This is a genomic window from Herbaspirillum sp. SJZ107, from assembly GCF_006715485.1.
Lineage (GTDB): Bacteria > Pseudomonadota > Gammaproteobacteria > Burkholderiales > Burkholderiaceae_D > Telluria.
On the sequence record NZ_VFNH01000001.1, the window covers coordinates 2,163,803 to 2,186,613 of the forward strand.

The window sequence follows — 22,811 nt, forward strand, 5'->3', positions numbered from 1 at the left end:
TCATCGAGGAGCACAATGAAATTACGTACCATCGCGCCTGCCGCAGTGGCGGCGCTCGCACTGGCGGGGCCGGCCGCCGCGGCACCGGCCGCCGCGGCGCCGGTGCGCGTCATTCTGGTGGGCGACTCCACCATGGCCAGCAACAGCGGCTACGGCGACGCCCTGTGCGCCCGCTTCACGCCGCAGGCCGAGTGCATCAACCTGGCACGCGGCGGCCGCAGTTCCAGGAGCTTCCGCGCCGAGGGGCGCTGGGACGAAGTCCGGCGCCTGCTGCAGGACGGCAGCGCCACCACCACCTATGTGCTGGTCCAGTTCGGCCACAACGACCAGCCGGGCAAGCCGCCGCGCTCGACCGACCTGGTCACCGAATTCCCGGCCAACATGGCCCGTTATGCGCAGGAGACCAAAGCCCTTGGCGGCGTGCCGGTGCTGGTGACGCCGCTCACGCGCCGCAGCTTCAAGGGTCAATGGCTGCGCGACGACCTGGCACCCTGGGCCGCCGCCATCCGCAAGGTGGCGCAGCAGGAGCATGCGGTGCTGCTCGACCTGAACGCCGACAGCGCGGCGGCCGTGCAGGCGATGGGCCAGCGGGAAGCCGATACGCTGGCGATGGCACCGCCGCCGCCGGCAGTCGCGGCGCCTGCCGATCCGAACAAGGTGGAAGTCGCCGGCGCCGCCAAGAGCGCCTTCGACCGCACCCACCTGGGCAAGAAAGGCGCCGACCTGTTCGCGCGCATGGTCGAGCGCGCGCTGGTGCAGGCGCTTCCCGAAACCCGCGCCTACTTCATCGACGGGGGCAAGCCTTGACGCGCCCTTCCCTTGCAGCCATCGCCGCCGCGCTGGGCAGCCTGTCCTGCGCCGCCCATGCGCAGGACAGCCGCGCCGTCCAGGAACCGAAGCTGCCGGCCCCCTGCGCGGTGCTGTTTGGCGAAGCCGCCGGCAGCGGCCGCGACGACGCCGCACGCATCCAGGCCGCGATCGACAAATGCGCCCCGGGCCATGCGGTGGTGCTCTCGGCCAGCAACGAAAAGCGCAGCTTCGTGTCCGGGCCACTGCAGCTGAAAAGCGGCGTGACGCTGGTGGTGGATGCCGGCGCCACGCTGTATGCCAGTACCGATCCAAGGTTGTTCGACAGGGGTGCCGGCACCTGCGGCAGCAACGACGCCTCGGGCAAGGGCTGCCGCCCGCTGATCAGCGCCGAGAACACGCGCGGCAGCGGCATCATGGGCCGCGGCACCATCGACGGCCAGGGCGGCCAGAAGATCGCCGGCAAGGAGGAAAGCTGGTGGCAGATCGCCCGCCGCGCGCAAAAGGAAAAGACGCGCCAGAACGTGCCGCGCCTGATCCAGGTGGACCAGTCGCAGGAGTTCACGATGTACGGAATCCTGCTGAAGAATTCGCCGAACTTCCACGTGACCCTGAACAAGGTCGACGGCTTCACCGCCTGGGCCGTCAAGATCGACACCCCGCACGATGCCCGCAATACCGACGGCATCGATCCGATTTCCTCACACAACGTCACCATTGCCCACAGCTGGATCCGCACCGGCGACGACAACGTCGCCATCAAGGCCGGCAATGGCGGCCCGACCGAGAACGTCTCGATCCTGCACAACCATTTCTACAGCGGCCACGGCATGTCGATCGGCAGCGAGACCAATGGCGGCGTACGCAAGGTGCTGGTCGACGACCTGGCGATGGACGGCACCACGTCCGGCCTGCGCATCAAGAGCAACGATACGCGCGGCGGCACCGTGTCCGGCATTCTCTACCATGACGTCTGCATGCGCGGCATCAAGACCCCGATCGACATCAGCACCCATTACGAAGACGCGGGGCAGCCGGGCAAGCTGCTGCCTTCCTACGGCGACATCCGGATGGAGCGCGTGCGCAGCATCGGCCCGGGGCCGGCGCGCGTGCGCCTGCAGGGCTATGACGATGCCCACCCGCTGAACCTGGCGCTGAGCGACGTGACGGTGCAGGACGAGCCGCAGGTGATGATGGGCCACACCCGCCTGTCGGGTACGCCGCTGAATGCGCCGCACGCGGCCAACATCGAGTGCAGCGAAAAATTCCTGCCCTTCCCGGCCGAGCCGGCACGCAATCCGCGGCCGCAGCTCAGCGCCGAACAGGCCCGCGCCTACGACGTCCGCGAAGTGCTGAAGTACGTCGGGGCGGTCGGCAACGAGCGTGTCGAGCCCTGGGATCCGCTGGCCGACCCGCTGGTCACGCAGGCGCGCCTGAGCCCCGACTACGTGGTGGATGCGGGTGCGCCGGCCGACGGCGTGACCCGCTTCGCGACCGTGCAGGCTGCCGTCAGCCGCGCCCTCCTCGACACCGGCCGCAAGAAGCGTATCTACATCCGCCTGGCGCCCGGCACCTACGACGAGCTGGTGTACGTACCGGCCGGCGGCGCACCGATCACCCTGTACGGCGACGGCCCCGATCCGCGCGCCACGCGCATCCGCGCCGGCCTGGATGCATCCACCACCGGTGCCGCCTACCGCCAGCGCTACGCCGCCCAGTTCGCGCAGGCTGCACCTGGCGTGCGTGCGCTCTACGACGGCCTGAAGGACCTGCCGGCGCTGGGCACCTACGGCTCCAGCACCGTGTGGGTGCAGGCGGACGGCTTCCAGGCGCGCAATCTCACCATAGAGAACGTTTACAACCGCGACGGCGGCGTCAAGCACAACGAGTGCACGGGCGACAACTGCCCCGACACCACCGGCGGCAGCCGCGTGCACCACCAGGCGGTGGCCCTGCGCGTGGACGGCGCCGACCGCGCCCAGTTCGAGGGGGTTGCCCTGCTCGGCCTGCAGGACACACTGTTCCTCAGCTCCAGGGATTACGTGAATACGACGCGCAGCTTCTTCCACAAGACCTGGATCGAAGGCGACGTCGACTTCATCTTCGGCGACACCATCGCCTACTTCCAGGATTGCGAGGTGCGCCAGATCGGCGGCCGCCCGGCCTCGTACGCACTGGCGCCGGACACCAGCCGCCGCGCGAAGTACGGCATGGTGTTCAACGGCTGCCGCTTCAGCGGCGAACCCTCGGCCAAGGCGAAAGACACCGCCTTCTATTTCGCCCGCCAGTGGTTCCACAACCAGCGCTGCACGCCTTACGGCCGGGTGCCGGTCGAGGGCTATACCTGCAGCCTGGGCGAGGTCGACGTTTACAAGGCGCCGCACGGCACCATCCGCAAGCGCACGCTGGAAGCGGTCGGCAAGGCGGTGATCCTGAATTCGCGCATCGGTGCCCACATCGTCAGCAACAACCCCTGGTCCGAATGGAACCGCAACGGCACGCTGGCGCACCGCCCGGCCCAGTTCAGTTCCGACGACTGGTGGAGCAACCTGCAGCAGACCGGCTTCGATCCGGTCACCAGGTTGGGCGAGACCGTGCGCCCGGCACCCGCCGACATCTACCTCGGCGAATACAACAACACCAATGAATGATGGAGACCGCATGAGCACCCGTTTCAACCACCGCCGCACTTTCCTGCGCGGCGCCTCCGCCGGCAGCCTGGCGCTGCTGGGCGCTGCGCTGCCGCTGGCTGCGGTCCGTGCCGCAGCCGCGCAGGCCGCAGCCGCGCCGGCCGGCGACCCCTGGCAGCAGGCACGCGCCATCGCCGACCGCCTGCAGATGCCGGTCAAGTTCCGCAAGGTCGACTACAGCATCACCGACTTCGGCGCCGCCCCGTGCCGCCTGGTGCCGGTCAAGGCCTGGATCTCGTTCGAAGAGCAAGAAACGGTCAAGACCCCGGCGCCGGACAGCCAGGATTGCTACGCGCCGATCCGGGACGCCATCGCGCGCTGCCACGCCGAGGGCGGCGGCCGCGTCGTGATCCCGAAGGGCGACTGGTTTTGCGCCGGTCCGATCGTCCTGCTGTCGAACGTGAACGTGCACCTGCAGGCCGGCGCCCACGTCTACTTCAGCAACGACCCGCGCGACTACGCCAAGTACGGCGACGTCGACTGCGGCGCCAACGGCAAGCTGGTGGTGTCGCGCTGGCAAAGCAACGACTGCCTGAACTTCTCGTCGATGATCTACGCCCACAACCAGAACAACATCGCCCTCACCGGCGACGACTGGACCGCCATCCTCGACGGCCAGGGCGGCGTGCCGTTCGCAGGCTCCAGCGACTGCTGGTGGACCTGGAAGGGCAAGAACATGACCATCAACTCGGTGGCGCAGGACAAGTCGCCGAACTACGTGCCTGGCAAGCTGGCCCAGAACCAGCCGAACCCGAACAACCCGGCGTCGCTTGCGGACATCGCACCCGGACTGTCCGACGACAAGCGCCGCCTGATCCAGGGTAGCGGCGACAAATGGCGCGCCGACGATGCCTTCTTGCCGGCCCTGTCCGAAGCCGGCGTGCCGGTCGAGAAGCGCGTGTTCGGCCTCGGCCACTACCTGCGCCCGCCGATGATCCACCTGGTCGGCTGCACCGGCGTGCTGCTGCAGGGCTACCAGGTCACGCACACGCCATTCTGGCAGCACCACCCGGTAGCCTGCCGCGACCTCACGATACGCAAGGTGTACGCCAACAGCCTGGGCCCGAACAGCGACGGCTTCGATCCGGAATCCTGCGACGGCGTGCTGGTGGACGGCTGCCAGTTCGATACCGGCGACGACTGCATCGCGATCAAGGCCGGCAAGAACCTGGACACCCAATTCGGGCCGTCGCAGAACATCGTGATCCAGAACTGCATCATGCACAGCGGCCACGGCGCGGTGACCCTCGGCAGCGAGATGTCGGCCGGGATCCAGAACGTGTATGCGCAAGACCTGGTGTTCCAGAACAAGAACTGGGCCACCAATCCGCTCAACATCGCGATCCGGCTGAAGACCAACATGAACCGCGGCGGCTTCCTGCGCCACTTCTACGTGCGCAACGTCAGCATCCCGAACGGCGTGCAGACCACGCCCTCGTTCTATGCGACCCTGCCCGGCTCGCCGATCCCGGACCGCTCGGTGGCCGCGGCGGCCGGCGGCGTGATCACCTTCGACTGCGACTACACGCCGCGCGCCGACAACGTGCGCATCCGCCCACCGGAAGTCAGCGACGTCCACATTTCCAACGTCAAGGTCGGCAACGTCACGACCAAGGACGGCAAACGGTTCTCGAGCTACCAGGCGGTCGTGATCCTGGGGCCGGTCGCCTTCGACTACAACGGCCCGGACCCGCGTCCCGATGTGCTGCCGGTGCGCGACGTCACCATCACCGACTGCGATTTCGGCACACCGTCGAACGCCGGCAAACCCTGGTTCCTGTACAACGTGCGCAACCTGAAGATGAGCAACGTGACGATCGCGGGCAAGAAGGTGAATACCACGCTGTCCGCCTGATTACGGGCACACCAAAAGAGAGGAGACAGAGATGAACGAGATCGGCAACAAGAACCGCCGCGGCATCCTGAAAGCGGCGGGCGCCGCTGGCCTGATGCTGGCAAGCGGTGTCCATGCGCACGCCGCCGCTGCCAGCGCAACGGCGCGCAAACGTTACGCAGTAGTTGGCGTGGGCTCGCGCTCGCGCATGTACACCGACGCCGCCACCGGCAAGTTCCGCGACACGTCCGAGATCGTCGCCGTCTGCGACGCCAACGCCGGCCGCGTCGAACGCGCGGTCAAGGCGATTTCGAAGACCGGCGCCAGCCAGCCGCGCCCCTACCTGGCGGCCGACTTCGACAGGATGCTGCGCGAGACCAAGCCGGCATTCGTGATCGTCACCACCAAGGACGCGACCCACGACGACTACATCGTGCGCGCGCTGGATGCCGGCTGTGACGTCATTACCGAAAAGCCGATGACGACCACGTCCGAGAAGGCGCAGCGCATCCTGGACGCCGTCAAGCGCAGCGGGCGCCACATCCGCGTCACCTTCAACTACCGCTATTCGCCGCCGCGCACCCAGGTCAAGGACCTGCTCATGAAAGGCGAGATCGGCGACGTGCTGTCGGTCGACTTCACCTGGCTGCTGAACACCGTGCACGGCGCCGACTATTTCCGCCGCTGGCACAGCAACAAGGCCAATTCCGGCGGCCTGATGGTGCATAAAGCCACCCATCACTTCGACCTGGTCAACTGGTGGCTCGGCGCCCAGCCCGAGCGCGTGGCCGCCTTCGGCTCGCGCCAGTTCTACACGCCGGAAACCGCGAAGCGCATGGGCCTGCAGGGCGCCCACGAGCGCTGCCTGACCTGCCCGGAAAAGCAGAAGTGCAGCTTCTACTTCGACCTGGCCGCCGACCCCGGCCTGAAGGCGCTCTACCTCGACAACGAGAAGTACGACGGCTACTTCCGCGACCAGTGCGTGTGGCGCCCCGAGATCAACATCGAAGACACCATGAACGTGATGGTCAGGTACGACAACGGCGTGCAGCTGAAGTACGCGCTGTCGGCCTATGATGCCTGGGAGGGCTACCACATTGCCTTCAACGGCACCAAGGGCCGCCTCGAGCACCGCATCGTGGAGTCGGCCGGCGCCGCCGGGGCAGCCAAGGTGCAGAGCGGCAGCGAAGGCGTCAGCACCCGCATCATCCCGCTGCGGGGCGCGCCGCGCGAGATCGAACCCTGGACCGGCAAGGGCAGCCACGGCGGCGGCGACGAGGTCATGCTGGCCGAGATCTTCGGCAGCGCGCCGGCCGACCCGTACAAGCGGGCGTCGGACGAGCGCGCCGGCGCCTGGTCGGCCCTGGTCGGCATCGCCGCCAACCGCTGCTTCGAGACCGGGCAGACGGTGAAGATCGCCGACCTGGTCACGGGCCTGGACCTGCCCGAGCGGGCGCCGATGCCGGACCATGGCATGCCGCTGCCGATGCCGCTGCGGGTCAGGATTCCCTGAAGCAGAGGCATACATACAGGCCGGCAAGATAGCGTGCGCTGCCTGCCCGTCCCAAGTGCTAGGGTTGACCTCATCAACCTTACACGGCAAATGGAGCGGATATGAGCAAGACAGTAGGCGATTTCGTGGTGGAACGGCTGGCCGAATGGGGCGTCAAGCGCATCTTCGGCTATCCGGGCGACGGCATCAACGGCGTGATCGGTGCCCTGGCGCGCGCCAAGGGCAAGATCGAGTTCATCCAGGTGCGGCACGAAGAGATGGCGGCCTTCATGGCGGCCGCCTATGCCAAGTTCACCGGCGAGCTGGGCGTGTGCCTGTCGACCGGCGGCCCGGGCGCGTCGCACCTGATCACCGGCCTGTACGACGCCAAGCTGGACCACCAGCCGGTGCTGGCCATCGCCGGCCAGGCCGCGCGCACCATCCGCGGTGCCCACTACCAGCAGGAAGTGAACCTGGACCGCATGTTTTCCGACGTCGCCGAGTTCGTGCAGGAAGCCTCGGTGCCGACCCAGGTGCGGCACCTGCTGGACCGCACCATCCGCATCGCCACCGCCAACCGCGGCGTCGGCGTGCTGGTGCTGCCCAACGACCTGCAGGAAATGAAGTACGAGGACCCGCCGCGCAAGCACGCCAACGTGTATTCCAGCAGCGGCTACACGCGCCCGCGCGTGATCCCCTACGATGCCGACCTGCTGCGCGCGGCCGAGGTGCTGAACAGCGGTAAAAAGGTGGCGATGCTGGTCGGCGCCGGTGCCCTCGGCGCCACCGACGAAGTCATCGCGGTGGCCGACCGGCTCGGCGCCGGCTGCGCCAAGGCGCTGCTGGGCAAGGCGGTGCTGCCGGACGACCTGCCCTGGGTGACGGGTTCGATCGGCATCCTGGGCACCAAGGCCAGCTGGGACCTGATGAACGACTGCGACACCCTGCTGATGGTCGGCACCGCCTTCCCGTATGCCGAATTCCTGCCCAAGGAAGGCCAGGCCCGCGCAGTCCACATCGACATCAACCCGGGCATGCTGGGCATGCGCTACGCCAGCGAGGTCAACCTGCACGGCGACAGCGCCGAGACCCTGCGCGCGCTGCTGCCGCTGCTGAACCACAGCCAGGACGGCACGTGGCGCCAGAAGATCTCGTCCAGCATCGCCGATTCGCGCAAGCAGCTGGAAGAGCGCGCGCTGGCCCCGGCCAAGCCGATCAATCCGCAGCGCGTGGTCTACGAGATGTCGCCGCGCGTCCCGGACGACGTCATCGTCACCAGCGATTCCGGCTCCTGCGCCAACTGGTACGCGCGCGACCTGCAGGTCCGGCGCGGCATGATGTGCTCGCTGTCCGGCGGCCTGGCCTCGATGGGCGCAGCGGTGCCGTATGCGATTGCCGCCAAGTTCGCACATCCGACCCGCCCGGTGGTGGCGCTGGTCGGCGACGGCGCCATGCAGATGAGTAACATGGCGGAGCTGATCACGGTGTCGAAGTACTGGCGCCAGTGGGCCGATCCGCGCTGGATCGTCTGCGTCTTCAACAACGAGGACCTGAACCAGGTGACCTGGGAGCAGCGCGTGATGGAGGGCGACCCGAAGTTCGAGGCCAGCCAGAACCTGCCGGACGTGCCCTACCACCGCTTTGCGGAACTGATCGGCCTGAAGGGCATCTTCTGCGACGACCCGCAACAGGTCGGCGCGGCGTGGGTGGAAGCGCTGGCCTCGGACCGCCCGGTGGTCCTCGAGTTCAAGACCGATCCGGAAGTGCCGCCGCTGCCGTCGCACATCACTTTTGAACAGGCCAAGCAGTTCATGAGCACGATCGTGCACGGCGATCCGAGCGAGGGCTCGATGCTGGCGGGCGTGGCGCGCCAGGTGCTGAGCGCGATCCTGCCGGGGGATAAACAGAAGTAAGGTCGCTCGCTTGACCAACGTCGTTCCCGCGCAGGCGGGAACCCAAGTTCGACGCGTTTCGGTAATGCAGGCAGTACTTGGGTCCCCGCCTTCGCGGGGACGACCTTACCGCTCAGAGCTTGCTGTCCAGCGTCACCTGCGCCCCGCCCAGCCCCTCGGCCGTGGCGCTCAGCACCACCTTCCCACCCTCGCCGGCCCGCGTGCGCACGATCGCCAGCGCCAGCCCGTTGAAAGCATTGCGCTCGCGCGACTGGAAGGATTCGAAGCTGGTCGGATCGCCATTGTCGGTGGCGACGATCTCGCCCGGCCCGCTCAGGCTGAAGCGGATGCGGTCGTGCGTGCGCGGCACCGTCCTGCCGTCCTTGTCGAGGATGCGCACGGTGACGAAGGCAAGGTCGCTGCCGTCCGCGCGCAGCGTGCTGCGGTCGGCTTCCAGCGCCAGGCGCGCCGCCGGACCGCTGGTGGCGACCTTGTCTTCGGCCCAGCGCCTGCCATTCTTATAGACGACTGCGCGCAATTCGCCCGGCTGGTACACGACATCGTCCCAGCGCAGCCGGTACTCGCGCGGACCGCGCCGCTTGCGGCCCAGCGATTTCCCGTTCAGGAACAGCTCGGCCTCGTCGCCCGATGTGTACAGGTGCACCGGCGTGACCTGACCGACGCGCTCCGGCCAGTTCCAGTGCGGCAGCAGGTGCGCCATCGGCAGGTCCGGGCGCCAGCGCGCCTGGTACAGGTAGAAGCGGTCCTTCTTGAAACCGGCCAGGTCGACGATGCCGAAGTAGGAACTGCGCGAAGGCACCGCAATCTTTTTCATGGCTTCCAGCTGCTGCGCCATGCGCTGCTGCTGCGCCGGATCGGTGAAGTTCAGCAGGTTGGTGGCGTCGTTGCCGTAGGGCGTGGGTTCGCCGAGGTAATCGAAGCCGGTCCACACGAATTCGCCGGCCACGAAGGGATTCTCGTCCTGGCCCTTGAACTCGGCGTCGGGCGTGGTCGCCCACGGCGGCGCCGTCAGGTCGTAGCTGCTGACCTGGAAGTTGGCCAGTCCCTTCGACTTGTCGTCGCTCACCGGAAAGAAATACTCGCCGCGCGAACTCACGGTCGATGCGGTCTCGCTGCCGAGCAGCGGCAGGTGCGGCGCATGGGCGTGCAGCTTGCCGTATTCGTTCGGCTTGTAGTTATAGCCGAAGACGTCGACCGTGTCCTGGAAACCGTTGTAGCCCGAGGCCACGTGGTTGAAGGCGGAGGTGACGGGACGCGTGCGGTCTTCGCCGCGCGCGATCTCGGCCAGGCGCGCGGACAGCTTCCAGCCCTCGGGGCGGCCCTGTTCGGGGATCTCGTTGCCGATGCTCCAGGCGATCACGCTCGGGTGGTTGCGGTCGCGCCGGATCATGGCGCGCAAGTCCTTCTCGTGCCAGGCATCGAACAGGGTGTTGTAGTCGTTCGGCGTTTTCTTCTCGCGCCAGGCGTCGAAGGCTTCGTCCATCACCAGGAAACCCATGCGGTCGGCCAGGTCGAGCAGTTCGGGCGCCGGCGGATTGTGGCTGGTGCGGATGGCGTTGACGCCCATCTCGCGCAGGATCTCGAGCTGGCGCTCGAGCGCACGCGTATTGATCGCGGTGCCGAGCGCACCGAGGTCGTGGTGGTCGCACACGCCCTGGATCGGCAGCCGCTGGCCGTTCAGCAGGAAGCCTTTCTGCGCGTCGAAAGCAATGGTGCGGATGCCGAACGGCGTCTCGACCACGTCGACCGTGCGCCCCTTGTCGAGGACCGTGCTGACCGCGACGTAGCGCTGCGGGCTGGCCGGGCTCCACAGGCGCGGATTCGGCACCTGCAAGGCTTGGCTCAGCTGCACCTGGCGTCCGTTGGCGACCTTGGCGGCGCCTGAAGCCTCCCTGCGCGCGACCGGCGCGGCGCTGCGGCGGCCGTTCGCGTCGAGCGCGTAGATCTCGGTCGCGACCTGGACTTCGGTATCGGCGCCGTGGTTATCCAGCGTCACCTGGACGTCGACCGTGGCCGCGGCGGCGCTCACCTGGGGCGTGGTCACGAAGGTGCCGTACTGCGCCACCGCGACCGGCGCGGTCTTGACCAGCCACACGTTGCGGTAGATGCCGCCGCCCGGATACCAGCGCGACGACGCGGGCGGGTTGTCGAGGCGGACCGCCACCACGTTGTCGCCGCCCGGCTTCAGGTGCGGCGTCAGGTCGACGCGCCAGGAGGCATAGCCATACGGCCAGCCGCCGATGTAGCGGCCGTTGATCCACACCGCGGCATGCGACATGGCGCCGTCGACGTCGAGGTAGACACGGCGCCCGGCGTCGCCGGCCGGCAGCGTGAAATGCTTGCGGTACCAGCCGACGCCCCACCAGGCCAGCTTGCCGGTATCGCCCGGGTACTCCTGCCTGAACGGCCCTTCGATGCCCCAGTCGTGCGGCAGGTTCAGCTTGCGCCAGCCGGCGTCGTCGAAACCGGCCTCGGCGGCCGGCAAACCGTTCCTGAGGTCGGCCTCGGCCGGCTGCTGCGGGCTGCCGGCGGGGTCGCCCTTGCTGAAACGCCAGTCGGCGTTGAAGGCGATGCGTTCGCGAAGTATCGTGTCCGCGGCGTGCGCCGCACCGCCGCTCAGCGCGGCACTCAGGACGAGGAAGGAGAACAGGCGCTGGGGTGTCGGCATCGGCTGGGCAATCGAATGACAGATCAGCCAAGTATGGCGCAAATAGCAGCGCTTGGGACCAAACATGCAGGACAAACGAAGCCGCCCGCCGAAATACTCAGGCGGCTGAGCGATCACTCCTTCGATCCGGCCTTCCAGCGCAAGCCGAAGCCGTATTTCTGGTCGAGCGCACGATGCTCGGCCACGTACTCGGCCAGCTTGGTCACCTGCAGTCCGCCGGCGGTGTTCTCGATCATGGCGATCGCGCACATGCGCTGCGACGTGCCATTATCCAGCCGGACCTCGATCACCGGCTGGTCCGGCAGCGTGATCGTGACCACGCCATCGGTCTGGTTCCAGTTGGCGACGCCCTGGTAGATGAAGGCGAACACCAGCACGCGCCGGATCTGGTCGAAATGGTCGCCGTTCACGTGCAGGTTCTCGCCGCCGCTCACCGCGCCGGTGCGGTCGTCGCCATCGAGGCTGATCCAGGGGCGCTGCTCGAAACTGCCGAAACGCTCCCCCAGGGCCTGGACCACGCCGGCGCTGCCGTCGGCCAGTTCGTACAGGCAGCCGAGGTCGAGGTCGGTACCGCCTGCCCCTCCCGCGGCGCCGCGCAGTCTGGCGAGGAATCCGCGCGGCGCGCCGGGCGCCTGCTGGTTCCAGTTCAGGTTGACGTGGATGCGTCCGAACCCGGCGCCGCGGCGCTTCTCGAGCGACACCTTGTCGCCGCGCTTTTCCAGCGTGATCTTCGACAGCGAGACCGGCCTGTTCTGCGCCGGTGCGGATGTGGGCGCGGACGTCGGCGTGGGCGTGGGCCGGGCCGCTGCAGCCGGCGCTTCCTCGCCGCCGAAGTGCTTCAGCAGCGCCGCCATGCCGCCATCGAAGCCCTGGCCGACCGCGCCGAAGCGCCAGGCGCCATCGCGCCGATACAATTCGCCCAGGATCACGGCCTTCTCGGACGCGAAGTCGGCGCCGCCCAGCGCGAACTGCGCGCCGTCGCCGAGGCGCAGCACCGCCTGGCCGACGTCGCGCATCGTGCCCGGCCCGTCGAGTGCGGCCGTGAACACCAGCTTCGCGATCGATGGCGGCAGTGCAGCGAGGTCGACCTGGAACGATGCCCGCCCCTGCTGCAGGCGCAGTGCGATCGCCCCGCCGGGACTCGACAATTGGTTGTAGAACACCATGTAGCGGTCGTCGGACAGGCGGCCGTCCGCGTCCAGGCCGAAGCACGAGATATCGGCGCTGCCGCTTGTCGTCTGTACCTCGATGGCGATCTCGAAGCGATTGCCGAGGCCAAGGTCAGCGAGTCCGGCTTTCTGGCCGCGTGTCAATGCATGCATAGTCATTACCGTGTCAAAAATCGTGCTGAACATGATATACGGTGTGCCGCGCGGACGGGTACCGGCTTATGATCGCGGCATGCAGATCGCATAGCCGGCGGAGGACGCATGGAACGCCAGACCCTGGACACATTCGACGTGGAGCGGCTGGTTCCCGGCTTCCGGCCACCGCCGCGCCCGGCCGCGGCACATGGCGGGGCGGCCGCCGATCCGGCAGCCGTCGCCGCTGCGGACGCCGCCATGCGGCGCTGGCGCAGCCCTATCCCTGGCCCGCTCGTGCCCGGCTCCGACGCCCACCGTGAAGCCAGCTGCCGGATGTTCCGCGACACCTTCAACCCCTACCGCCCGGCCGTCCTCGACTGGCCGGTGCTGGCGCCGGACGCGCGCGAGCGCATCGTGTCGCTGCCGATCTGGGACATCGCCGTCCAGACCGAAGGCAAGGCGCGCCTGCGCATGGCGGCCTACGCCGCGACCCTGCCGGACCCCGACATGCGCGACGCGCTGGCCCTGAACGCCTGGGAAGAGCACCGCCACAAGGAAGTGCTGGCGCGCATGGTGGCCGCCTACGGCATCGCACTGGCGCCCGAGCCGCCGCCCGCCATGCCGGCCGATCCGGAATGGGCTTACCTGGTCACCGGCTACAGCGAATGCATCGACAGCTTCTTCGCCTTCGGCCTGTTCGAGCTGGCGCGCCGCTCGGGCCTGTTTCCCCAGGCGCTGGTCGACACCTTCGAACCGGTGATGCAGGAAGAGTGCCGGCACATCCTGCTGTTTGCCAACTGGGCCGGCTGGCACCGGGCGCGGCTGTCACCCTGGCGGCGCCTGCGCTTCGAGTGCAAGGTGGCGCGGGTGTGGGCCTTCCTCGCGTGGGAGCGCATCGGGCTGGCGCGGGCGGTCGATGCCGGGCCGGCGTCGACCGCGCAGGACAATAATTTCGCCTTGAACGGCGCGCAGTCGGTGTCCGGCGATGGGATCGACCTGCGGGCACTGCTGGCCTTGTGCCTGGCCGAGAACGAGCGGCGCTTTGCCGGCTACGACGAGCGCTTGTTGCGGCCGCAGACGATGCCGCGGCTGGTGCGTTGCGCATTGCGCCTGATGCGGCTTGCGGGATTCAGGGCAGCTTGATGCGGTACGGGTGTCATGCACATCGCCGAGCCGAGGCCCGGCGGCTTCCTCGTGGAAGCGATGATCGACCGAGCAGTGCAGATCGACGCCCAGCCGCGCTCCTGCCCCGTGCCGCCTGTATTGAAAACGAGCAATCCATCTCCACCTTGAAAGAATGACAGGATTTCCGGTCAAACATTTATAAACTGTTGGGGATTCAGGAAAAGAAATGAACATTTTGCGAGTTCCAGGTATCGCCGCTATCGTCTCAGTCCTCGCTTGTTCACCGGCTTTTGCCCAATCAGCCAGCTTTCCGGAGCAAAGTGGCATGCAAATGACGGCCGCGAGCCGCCAGCAGTTGATCGACCAGCTGATCAAGGAAGTCAACAGCAGCTACGCCTTTCCCGACATGGCTAAGAAGGTCGAAACGTCGTTGCGTCAGCAGCAAAAGCGCGGCGCTTACGACACCATGTCAAGTCCACAGCGACTGTCCGAAGTCCTGACCGATGAACTGCAAGCTGTCACCAGGGACCGGCACCTGCGGGTGACCTACAGCAAGGAAATGATCGAGGACAGGAAGTCCCATGACGAGCGATCGCCGGAGGAAGTGGCGGGCTACCTCGCTACGATGAAGTCGAACAATTTTGGTGTGGAGCGGGTCGAACGCCTGCCGTTCAACATTGGGTACCTGGAACTTCGTGGTTTTGCGCGCGCCACCGACGCAGCCGACACCCTGGCCGCTGCCATGACGCTAGTCGCCCATACCAACGCGCTCATCATTGACCTGCGCAATAACGGTGGAGGCGACGCTGCCGCCGTGATTCTGCTGGCCAGCTATCTGTTCGACAAGCGCACCCAGTTGAACGACTTCTATTTCCGCGAGGGCAACCGCACCGAACAGCGGTGGACTGCAGACGTCGTCCCTGGCTTGCGCTATGGCGGTACAAAGCCGCTCTATATCCTGACAAGCAAGGATACGTTTTCGGCAGCCGAAGATTTCACCTACGCGCTCAAGAACCTCAAACGTGCGACAGTCGTGGGCGAAACCACTGGAGGCGGCGCCAACCAGGGCGACGACAAGCGGCTATCACCAAACTTTTCCCTCTTCTTGCCCCTGGGCCGCACGATCAGCCCGGTGACCGGAACAAATTGGGAAGGCGTTGGCGTGATGCCCGATGTCAGCGTCTGTGCCCGTGATGCTTCGAAAACCGCACAGGTGGCCATTTTGACGAGGATGGCAGCATCAGAGAACGATCCGGACGAGCGACGCCGCCTGCATGAGCGCATTGCACAGCTTGGCGCTGGCGCTACCAGCAGCATCTCGTGCAGTTGATTCGATGGCACACGCCGTCGTCACCTGCCGCGTGTCTCGAGCGTCCGCATCGTCAGCAACGCCCAAAGCAAGAGAACCGGCGCTCAGGGTTTGCGAAACACGATCGCATGCTGGATCGGCAGCGATTCGATGCTGCGTTCCCATTGCAGGCCATGCGCCGTGGCTTCACGGCGCACCTGCGTCTCGCTCATCTTGTGCAGCGGCTTGATCGCGACGGCCGGATCCTCGGCCCGATATTCGACGAAGACGACGCGCCCGCCCGGCTTCAGGGCGCGGACGATGCTGTCGAGGACCTCTGCTGGATACGCGAGCTCGTGATAGACATCGACCATGATTGCCAAGTCGACACTGGCCACCGGCAGTTTGACGCTGGTTTCGCTGCCCAGCACCGAGACCACGTTGCGCACGCCGCGCTTTGCCATCTGGCTGTCGAGCATGCTGATCATTTCCGGCTGCACGTCAACTGCATACACACGTCCGCCGGGTCCGACCTGTTTCGCCAGCTGCCAGGCGTAGTAGCCGGTGCCGGCACCGATGTCGGCCACCGTCATGCCGGGCGCCAGCGCCAGTGCCCGCAGAAGCAGTTCCGGCCGCTCTTCGCGTGCGCGGCTGTCGCGCTCGAGCCATTGCGCGCCCTCCCATCCCATCACGCCGGCGATCTCGCGGCCCATGTAGCGCTTGCCGATGCCGTCCCGGCTGGGTACGACGCGTTCATAGCGCGTATCGGCAGCCGCTGCCTGCGCCGCGACACCGGTATCAGCGGATGACGGCAATGCCAGTGCCGACAGGCAGGCCAGCAGGATGGCTAGCGTGCGGTGAGTGCGGGAGGTGCGGCAGTTGCGCGAGCGGGTGCGGTGCATGATCGGTTTCCGTAAGAAGTCGTTGCCTGCAATGACGCCGGCAGGCTTGCCGTGAATTGGAGTGATTTTACTTTAACAACATATGCCGAACCGACGGTCTGCAGCGTGTCGATCCGCCGCTCTGCTGGTGCAAGACCGTGCCCGAACGATTTTCCTGTTCTGCCGTTCCACATGTATGATCCTCAAACTCGGCCTTGAGTCTTGCAGAGCTTGCCAATGAATGTGTAGGCAAGTCACCCGTAACCGTGACAAGTCTGCAAAGCGCCGGGCGCGATGAAACATGTGGAAAGCAACGATGAAAAGCATTTTACCTATCTGTTCAAGATCATGGCTGGTGGCTGCGCTGGCGCTGTCTCTTGCAGCCTGCTCGACAACAAAAGTTCAGCCAACCAAAGGCGGCGGGCGCTATTACCGCAACGATGGTCCGCCAAAAGGTATCACGCAGGCGCAGATCGATGCGGTCAAGGAGCCGGTACCCAGGACAGAGCGGTTTGTCTCCGGTACGCTCAAGCCTTATGTTGCCATGGGTAATAGCTACCGGCCGATGAACAAGTTGGCGCCCTACCATGCGCGTGGCGTGGCAAGCTGGTACGGCACCCGTTACCAGGGATTGCCGACCTCGAGTGGTGAGCTCTACGACGTGATGAAGCTCACGGCCGCGCATCCGATCCTGCCCATCCCCTCGTATGTCAGGGTGACCAACGTCGAGAACGGCCGGACGATCGTCGTTCGCGTGAACGACCGCGGTCCGTTCCTCTCTGACAGGATCATCGATCTATCGTACGTGGCTGCAGCCAAGCTCGGCTATGCGGCGAAAGGCAGCGCGCTGGTCGAGATCGACGTCATCCTGCCCTGAACGAGCCCTGAGTCCCTTAGGGTAAAACTGAATTTTTCTGGAATCGGCATGTCTTCATCGGAATGGACTCGACGGGGTAAAACCGTCAGGCAGCTCATCGAAGAGCTTCAAGCCTTTGAAAATCAGGACCTTGAAGTTCGCATCTCGATCGATAGCGGCGACACCTCTGTTCCAATTTCATTGATTGGGAAAATCGAAGGCAAGTATGCAATGCTGATGCATTGCGACGATCTACCGGCGCCGCTTCGGCATCCGTAGCTCGCTGTTGCTCCAACAGCGAGCGATGAGCGTCAACTTCGAGGCGCGACACCAACGGCCGGTCAGCCCACCGTGCCGGTTACCTGTGCGCGCGCGAATTCCGCCTTCAACTGCGCCAGCGTCGGCGTCACGACCGGAAGAAACGCGGCCTCGCACCAGCGGCGGGCAAAGCCGCCATTCTCGCCGCGCAGGTAGGCCCGTCCGCCAAGCGCCTGCAGCTCGAGCTGGACGGCATCGGTCGCGATCTCTACCATGCGCATGCGCAGGCCGAGCAGTTCGGGCGGCCGTTCACGCAACCGTCCGCTGTCGACCCCGGTCGACAATGCTTCCCACAAGTCCCGGACCTGCGCCTCGAGTGCCTCGAGTTCGCCAAGGAGCACCGAGCGGCCATCGTCGAGCGCCGCGCGGGCCGCGCGCAAACTCGCGCGCGCCAGCCCGAGGCCCAGTCCGCACTGCATCCCCACGAACATCGGCCGGATGCCCGGCAGGAATGCCTTTGCCTGAGGATGAAGCTGCCAGTCCTCACCGAGCCGGACGCCGGCCAGGCGCAGCACCGCGGTGCTGGTGCCGCGCAATCCGGTCAGGTCGAGGTCGGGTTCGCGCGTCAGTCCGTCCGCATCGGACGGCACCGCGAACACGGACGTGTCGGTGCCTTCCTGGTTGCCGGCGGCCAGCGCAAGGACGAAACCCTGCCGCTGCAGGTTGGTGGCCCAGGACACCCTGCCATCCAAGGTAAAGCCATGGGCGTCAGACGTAAAACGGGTCTGCAGCTGGCCGAGGCCACCCAGGAATTTCATGGCATTCGAGAGTCCGGGCGCGCCGGCCAGCTCACCGGCCAGCAAAGATGGCAACAGCCGCTGCACCAGTGCGCGGTTCGGGCTGGCGAGCACGCATTCGATGAGCGCGCGCTGCGCCCAGAACACGAAGGCCGCGCTCATCGAGTAGCGGGCCAGGTCGGCGACGACGCCGATCGCGGCGCTCGGCTTGTCGCCGCTGCCGCCTGCGCTCGCCGGAACGCCGGTCTTGAAGATCTGGGCCAGGGCAAGGCGCGGTACCAGTGCGCCAGCCAGCGCGGCATCGGCGTCAAGGGCTTCGGCGCGCTCCTCCAGCCACAAGGTGAGTATGTCGTCCAACATCGTCATCGCTTCCATCGTCATGCGGCCTGGGCCGGAAGCGCTCATCCTAATCGAAAGCAAGTTCCATACATCGAGGAATCCGGTCTGCAAACGCCGGGCGCCTTAGTTCAGGTAACCCTCGCGTCCGAACCAGTCCAGGGCGGACGCCACCCCTGCCCTGTATGGTCCCGGCCGGTACCCCAGTTCCCGCCGCGCCTTGTCCGAGGAAAAGAACATCCGGTTGCGCGACATCGCCAGCCCATCCACGGTGAGGAAAGGCTCCTTGCCGCGCAGCCTGGCCAGCGCCTCGGCCGCGTGCGCCAGCGGCACCAGGGGCGTTACCGGGAGCCGCACCCGCGGCCCGCGGCGCCCGCTGAGTTCGGCGATCTCGCCCAGCAGCTCGCGCAGCATCAGGTTCTCACCGCCCAGGATGTAGCGTTCGCCGACCTGCCCGCGCTCCAGCGCCAGCAGGTGCCCCTGCGCCACGTCTTCGACGTCGACCAGGTTCAGCCCGGTCTCGACATAGGCCGGCATCCGCCCGCGCGCCGCCTCGACGATGATGCGTCCGGTCGGGGTCGGCCTGACGTCGCGCGCCCCGACCGGCGTCGACGGGTTGACGATCACTGCCGGCAGCCCCTGGAACGCGACCATGCGCTCGACCAGGCGTTCGGCCTCGACCTTGCTGCGCTTGTAGACGCCGATCGCCTCGTGCACGGCCAGCGGCGCCTCTTCGTCCGATGATGCGGTCGCCGGGTCGACGCGCAGGGTCGCCACGCTGCTGGTATACACCACGCGCTCGACCCCGGCCGCCAGCGCTGCCCCCATCACCGTCTCCGTACCTTCGATGTTGTTGCGGGCGATCTGGTCGGGGTCGCGCGCCCACAGCCGGTAGTCGGCGGCCACGTGCAGCAGCCAGCGCACGCCGGCCAGGGCGCGGCCGACGGCGGCGCGGTCGCGCATGTCGCCCTCGGCAATCTCGGCATCGAGTCCGGCCAAATTGCGGCGCGGACTGGTCGCGCGCACCAGCAAGCGTACCGGATAGCCGGCATGCAGCGCCGCCCGCGCCACCGCGGAACCGATGAAACCGGCCGCCCCCGTGATCAGCATCAGGTCCTCCCTCATGGCGCGCCTCCGGCCCGCGTGGGCAACGTTGTCACTTGCGCGCATTCTAGACGCGCGGCCGGATACGTGCACTGCGGCGAACCTCTGCGCGTGTGCGTAATCAAACAGGTTTCGTCAACCCGAAGGCCGCCATGCACGTCATCCTCGCCCAGCCGCGCGGCTTTTGCGCCGGCGTCGTCCGTGCCATCGAGATCGTCGACCGCGCGCTCGAGCGCTACGGTGCGCCGGTCTATGTACGACACGAAATTGTCCATAACAAGGCCGTGGTCGGCGGCCTGCGCGCCAGGGGCGCCGTGTTCGTCGAGGCGCTCGCCGAAGTGCCGCCGCAGGCGGTCACGATCTTCAGTGCGCACGGTGTGGCGCGCGCGGTCGAGGCCGATGCGCGGGCGCGCGACCTGCGCGTGCTGAACGCGACCTGCCCGCTGGTGGCCAAGGTGCACATCCAGGGGCGCCAGTACGCTGCCGCCGGCCGCGTCGTGATCCTGATCGGCCATGCCGGCCATCCCGAAGTCGAAGGCACGATGGGCCAGATCGACGGCCGCGTGCTGCTGGTGCAGGACGAGGCCGACGTCGACGCGCTCGACCTGCCGGCCACGACCCCGGTGGCCTATATTACCCAGACCACGCTCAGCGTCGACGATACCCGGGCGGTCATCGCCGCGCTGCAGCGGCGCTTCCCGGACCTGGTCGGCCCCGACGTGCGCGACATCTGCTACGCCACCCAGAACCGCCAGCGCGCGGTGCGCGAGCTGTGCCGCCAGGTGGACGTGCTGCTGGTCGTCGGCGCCGCCAACAGCTCGAACTCGAACCGGTTGCGCGAGATCGGCAGCGAGAGCGGCATTCCCAGCCACCTGCTGGCCGACGGCAGCGAACTCGATCCGGCCTGGGTCGCCGGCGCGGCCACGGTCGGGATCACGGCCGGCGCGTCGGCGCCCGAGGCGATGGTCGAGCATGTGATCGCTGCGCTGCGTGCGCTGGGCCCGGTCGAGGTGTCGGCCATGGACGGGCTCGAGGAACACGTCGACTTCAAGCTGCCGCCCGAACTGGCCGGGCGCGCCGCCTGAGGGTGACACATACGGGAGAACTGCCATGGCGATCCCTTTCCTGCAGAAAGCGATGGTCGGCGCCTACGTGCTGCGCAAGCATCTCGCCGGCGAAAAACGCTATCCGCTGGCACTGATGCTGGAGCCGCTGTTCCGCTGCAACCTGGCCTGCGCCGGCTGCGGCAAGATCGATTATCCCGACGAGATCCTCGACCAGCGCCTGTCCCTCGACGATTGCCTGGGCGCGGTCGACGAGTGCGGCGCGCCGGTGGTGTCGATCGCCGGCGGCGAGCCGCTGCTGCACCGGGACATGCCGGCCATCGTCGCGGGCATCGTCGCGCGCCGCAAGTTCGTCTACCTGTGCACCAACGCGCTGTTGATGGAGAAGAAGCTCGACCAGTACCGCCCCAGCCGCTTCTTCGTGTGGTCGGTGCACCTGGACGGCGACGAAACCATGCACGACCGCTCGGTATGCCAGCCGGGCGTGTACCGGCGCGCGGCCGCGGCGATCCGGCGCGCCAAGGATGCCGGATTCAGGGTCAATATCAATTGCACGCTGTTCAACGATGCGGTACCGGAGCGGGTGGCCGCCTTCTTCGACACGCTGCGCGCCATGGGCGTGGACGGCATCACCGTCTCGCCCGGCTACGCCTACGAGCGCGCCCCCGAGCAACAGCACTTCCTGGCGCGCGAGGCCACCCGCAAGCTGTTCCGCGACATCTTCGCGCGCGGCGAAGGCGGCCGGCGCTGGGCCTTCAGCCAGTCCAGCCTGTTCCTCGACTTCTTGGCCGGCAACCAGACCTACCGCTGCACGCCCTGGGGCAACCCGGCGCGCACCGTGTTCGGCTGGCAGCGCCCCTGCTACTTGCTGGGCGAAGGCTATGCCGCCACCTTCCGCGAACTGATGGAGGACACCGACTGGGATGCCTACGGCACCGGACGCTACGAAAAGTGCGCCAACTGCATGGTTCACAGCGGCTACGAAGCCAGCGCCGTGCTCGACACCATGGCCCGGCCCTTGGCGGCGGCGCGGGTCGCGCTGCAAGGCGTGCGCACGCAGGGGCCGATGGCGCCGGATATCCCGCTGGCCGGCCAGCGTCCGGCCGAATACGTACATGCGCGCCATGTCGCGATCAAGCTGGACGAGATCCGCGGGCGCAACGCAGCCGGCGGCGCGGGCGGCGGATCGCGGCGCGCGCCGCAGCGCTGACCGCCAGCGGAGTGCACCGATGCCTGCCATCTTCCCGAACGCCCTCGCCATCGCCGGCACGCTGTTGACGCTGCTGGCCACGCTGTACGCGTTCGCCGCCCTGCTGTGCCGCGGACGCACCTTCACGCCGCCACGCCACGGCCGCCAGCCGGCGCCGGTCGCGGTGACCGTGCTCAAGCCGCTGTGCGGCCCGGAGCCGCGCCTCGAACACAATCTCGCCACGCTTTGTTTCCAGACCCACCCGCAGTACCAGCTGGTGTTCGGCGTGCACGACCCTGGCGACCCGGCCATCGCCACCGTCCACCGCCTGATGCGGCGCTTTCCGTGGATCGACATGCAGCTGGTGATCGGGCCGGGCGACGCGGCGCGCCCGCGCGGCTGCAACCGCAAGGTCGGCAACCTGGCCAACATGATGGGCGTGGCGCGGCACCCGTGGCTGGTGCTGGCCGACAGCGACATCGAAGTCGGCCCCGATTACCTGGAGCGGGTGACGGCGCCGCTGCACGATGCCGGCGTCGGCATCGTCACCTGCCTCTACCACGGGCGCGCGCAAGGCAGCTTCTGGACGCGCATCGGCGCCCTCTTCATCGACGCCTGGTTCGCGCCCTCGGTGCGGGTCGCCAGCAGCGGCGGCGGCAGCGCCTTCGGCTTCGGCGCCACCATTGCCCTGCGTGCCGACACCCTGCACGCGATCGGCGGCTTTGCGGCGCTGCAGGACCGCCTGGCCGACGATTACTGGCTGGGCGCGCTGAGCCGGCGCCTGGGCTTGCGCACGGTGCTGTCCGACGTCTGGGTCTGCACCGACGTGACCGAAGACACGCTGCCGGCCCTGTGGGCGCGCGAGCGGCGCTGGATGCAGACGATCCGTTCGCTGCACCCGGTCGGCTACACCTTTTCCTTCATCACCTTTACCCTGCCCGTGCTCGCGCTCGGCCTGTGGCTGGCGCCGAGCGCCTGGAACTGGACGCTGGCGCTGGCCGGCAGCGCGGCACGCCTGGCGCTGTACTGGCGGCGGCCGGCGCCGGGCATTCCCGCGCCCGGACATGCCGTCCATGCACCGCTGCGTGACTGCCTGCTCCTGCTGGAGTGGCTGAGCGCCTTTGCCGGCCGCACCACCCGCTGGCGCCGCCACGTGCTGCCGCTGCACGCGCCGGGCAAGCCATCATGAGGCCCACACCATGACA

The 22,811-nt window shown here is 67.4% G+C and carries 17 protein-coding genes; 12 read left to right on the top strand and 5 right to left on the bottom strand.

What is annotated here, in order from left to right:
* Positions 1-15: 15 nt before the first annotated feature.
* The 5 genes from FBX97_RS09460 to FBX97_RS09480 all read left to right on the top strand — a co-directional run bounded on the left by FBX97_RS09460 (position 16) and on the right by FBX97_RS09480 (position 8,736).
* Complete coding sequence (locus FBX97_RS09460) at positions 16-807, top strand: rhamnogalacturonan acetylesterase (protein ID WP_141830623.1); 792 nt, start codon at positions 16-18, stop codon at positions 805-807.
* Positions 804-3,458 carry a pectinesterase family protein gene (locus tag FBX97_RS09465; protein WP_255517377.1) on the top strand — a complete coding sequence of 885 codons (2,655 nt, stop codon included), beginning with the start codon at positions 804-806 and terminating at the stop codon, positions 3,456-3,458. The genes FBX97_RS09460 and FBX97_RS09465 overlap by 4 nt, the downstream gene beginning before the upstream one ends.
* 10 nt (positions 3,459-3,468) lie before the next feature.
* Positions 3,469-5,352, top strand: a complete 1,884-nt coding sequence (locus tag FBX97_RS09470) for a glycoside hydrolase family 28 protein (RefSeq protein WP_141830624.1) — start codon at positions 3,469-3,471, stop codon at positions 5,350-5,352.
* Between the two features lie 31 nt (positions 5,353-5,383).
* The gene (locus FBX97_RS09475) at positions 5,384-6,844 is read left to right on the top strand and encodes a Gfo/Idh/MocA family protein (protein WP_141830626.1); all 1,461 of its coding nucleotides are present in this window, start codon (positions 5,384-5,386) and stop codon (positions 6,842-6,844) included.
* A gap of 101 nt (positions 6,845-6,945) precedes the next feature.
* Complete coding sequence (locus tag FBX97_RS09480) at positions 6,946-8,736, top strand: thiamine pyrophosphate-requiring protein (RefSeq protein ID WP_141830628.1); 1,791 nt, start codon at positions 6,946-6,948, stop codon at positions 8,734-8,736.
* A gap of 112 nt (positions 8,737-8,848) precedes the next feature.
* Here FBX97_RS09480 and galB read toward each other — a convergent pair whose 3' ends face one another.
* Positions 8,849-11,404, bottom strand: coding sequence for a beta-galactosidase GalB (gene galB, locus FBX97_RS09485; RefSeq protein WP_141830630.1), 2,556 nt, complete (start codon positions 11,402-11,404; stop codon positions 8,849-8,851).
* Between the two features lie 113 nt (positions 11,405-11,517).
* On the bottom strand, positions 11,518-12,726 hold the full coding sequence (locus FBX97_RS09490; RefSeq protein WP_141830632.1) for a TerD family protein: 1,209 nt from the start codon (positions 12,724-12,726) through the stop codon (positions 11,518-11,520).
* A 108-nt stretch (positions 12,727-12,834) separates the two neighbouring features.
* Here FBX97_RS09490 and FBX97_RS09495 point away from each other — a divergent pair, with 108 nt between their 5' ends.
* Both FBX97_RS09495 and FBX97_RS09500 read left to right on the top strand, forming a co-directional pair.
* The gene (locus FBX97_RS09495; RefSeq protein WP_141830634.1) at positions 12,835-13,851 is read left to right on the top strand and encodes a ferritin-like domain-containing protein; all 1,017 of its coding nucleotides are present in this window, start codon (positions 12,835-12,837) and stop codon (positions 13,849-13,851) included.
* Between the two features lie 208 nt (positions 13,852-14,059).
* Complete coding sequence (locus FBX97_RS09500; RefSeq protein ID WP_141830636.1) at positions 14,060-15,163, top strand: S41 family peptidase; 1,104 nt, start codon at positions 14,060-14,062, stop codon at positions 15,161-15,163.
* An 83-nt stretch (positions 15,164-15,246) separates the two neighbouring features.
* Here FBX97_RS09500 and FBX97_RS09505 read toward each other — a convergent pair whose 3' ends face one another.
* On the bottom strand, positions 15,247-16,023 hold the full coding sequence (locus FBX97_RS09505; RefSeq protein WP_141830638.1) for a class I SAM-dependent methyltransferase: 777 nt from the start codon (positions 16,021-16,023) through the stop codon (positions 15,247-15,249).
* A gap of 295 nt (positions 16,024-16,318) precedes the next feature.
* On the opposite strand from FBX97_RS09505, the gene FBX97_RS09510 reads away from it, so the two are divergent.
* Together FBX97_RS09510 and FBX97_RS09515 are read left to right on the top strand one after the other, a co-directional pair.
* Positions 16,319-16,879 (top strand): septal ring lytic transglycosylase RlpA family protein, encoded by a 561-nt coding sequence (locus tag FBX97_RS09510; protein WP_185748524.1) that lies wholly within the window; start codon positions 16,319-16,321, stop codon positions 16,877-16,879.
* Between the two features lie 48 nt (positions 16,880-16,927).
* Positions 16,928-17,137 carry a hypothetical protein gene (locus tag FBX97_RS09515; RefSeq protein WP_141830642.1) on the top strand — a complete coding sequence of 70 codons (210 nt, stop codon included), beginning with the start codon at positions 16,928-16,930 and terminating at the stop codon, positions 17,135-17,137.
* A gap of 62 nt (positions 17,138-17,199) precedes the next feature.
* Here FBX97_RS09515 and FBX97_RS09520 read toward each other — a convergent pair whose 3' ends face one another.
* Both FBX97_RS09520 and hpnA read right to left on the bottom strand, forming a co-directional pair.
* Positions 17,200-18,333, bottom strand: coding sequence for an acyl-CoA dehydrogenase family protein (locus FBX97_RS09520; protein WP_255517378.1), 1,134 nt, complete (start codon positions 18,331-18,333; stop codon positions 17,200-17,202).
* 42 nt (positions 18,334-18,375) lie between these two features.
* On the bottom strand, positions 18,376-19,374 hold the full coding sequence (hpnA, locus tag FBX97_RS09525; protein WP_141830644.1) for a hopanoid-associated sugar epimerase: 999 nt from the start codon (positions 19,372-19,374) through the stop codon (positions 18,376-18,378).
* A gap of 131 nt (positions 19,375-19,505) precedes the next feature.
* Here hpnA and ispH point away from each other — a divergent pair, with 131 nt between their 5' ends.
* Genes ispH through hpnI form a run of 3 tightly spaced genes read left to right on the top strand, consistent with a single transcriptional unit; the run spans position 19,506 to position 22,795 of the window.
* Positions 19,506-20,438 carry a 4-hydroxy-3-methylbut-2-enyl diphosphate reductase gene (gene ispH / locus FBX97_RS09530; protein ID WP_141830646.1) on the top strand — a complete coding sequence of 311 codons (933 nt, stop codon included), beginning with the start codon at positions 19,506-19,508 and terminating at the stop codon, positions 20,436-20,438.
* A 25-nt stretch (positions 20,439-20,463) separates the two neighbouring features.
* Positions 20,464-21,627, top strand: coding sequence for an adenosyl-hopene transferase HpnH (hpnH, locus tag FBX97_RS09535; RefSeq protein WP_141830648.1), 1,164 nt, complete (start codon positions 20,464-20,466; stop codon positions 21,625-21,627).
* Positions 21,628-21,646: 19 nt separating this feature from the next.
* Positions 21,647-22,795 (top strand): bacteriohopanetetrol glucosamine biosynthesis glycosyltransferase HpnI, encoded by a 1,149-nt coding sequence (gene hpnI / locus FBX97_RS09540; protein ID WP_141830650.1) that lies wholly within the window; start codon positions 21,647-21,649, stop codon positions 22,793-22,795.
* Positions 22,796-22,811 lie beyond the last annotated feature (16 nt).

Coding starts and splice junctions, on each gene's coding strand:
- hpnH (WP_141830648.1), top strand. CDS start 20,464: ATGGCGATCCCTTTCCTGCAGAAAGCGATGGTCGGCGCCTACGTGCTG.
- FBX97_RS09460 (WP_141830623.1), top strand. CDS start 16: ATGAAATTACGTACCATCGCGCCTGCCGCAGTGGCGGCGCTCGCACTG.
- FBX97_RS09470 (WP_141830624.1), top strand. CDS start 3,469: ATGAGCACCCGTTTCAACCACCGCCGCACTTTCCTGCGCGGCGCCTCC.
- FBX97_RS09475 (WP_141830626.1), top strand. CDS start 5,384: ATGAACGAGATCGGCAACAAGAACCGCCGCGGCATCCTGAAAGCGGCG.
- hpnA (WP_141830644.1), bottom strand. CDS start 19,374: ATGAGGGAGGACCTGATGCTGATCACGGGGGCGGCCGGTTTCATCGGT.
- FBX97_RS09495 (WP_141830634.1), top strand. CDS start 12,835: ATGGAACGCCAGACCCTGGACACATTCGACGTGGAGCGGCTGGTTCCC.
- FBX97_RS09480 (WP_141830628.1), top strand. CDS start 6,946: ATGAGCAAGACAGTAGGCGATTTCGTGGTGGAACGGCTGGCCGAATGG.
- FBX97_RS09515 (WP_141830642.1), top strand. CDS start 16,928: ATGTCTTCATCGGAATGGACTCGACGGGGTAAAACCGTCAGGCAGCTC.
- FBX97_RS09500 (WP_141830636.1), top strand. CDS start 14,060: ATGAACATTTTGCGAGTTCCAGGTATCGCCGCTATCGTCTCAGTCCTC.
- FBX97_RS09510 (WP_185748524.1), top strand. CDS start 16,319: ATGAAAAGCATTTTACCTATCTGTTCAAGATCATGGCTGGTGGCTGCG.
- hpnI (WP_141830650.1), top strand. CDS start 21,647: ATGCCTGCCATCTTCCCGAACGCCCTCGCCATCGCCGGCACGCTGTTG.
- ispH (WP_141830646.1), top strand. CDS start 19,506: ATGCACGTCATCCTCGCCCAGCCGCGCGGCTTTTGCGCCGGCGTCGTC.
- FBX97_RS09490 (WP_141830632.1), bottom strand. CDS start 12,726: ATGCATGCATTGACACGCGGCCAGAAAGCCGGACTCGCTGACCTTGGC.
- galB (WP_141830630.1), bottom strand. CDS start 11,404: ATGCCGACACCCCAGCGCCTGTTCTCCTTCCTCGTCCTGAGTGCCGCG.
- FBX97_RS09505 (WP_141830638.1), bottom strand. CDS start 16,023: ATGCACCGCACCCGCTCGCGCAACTGCCGCACCTCCCGCACTCACCGC.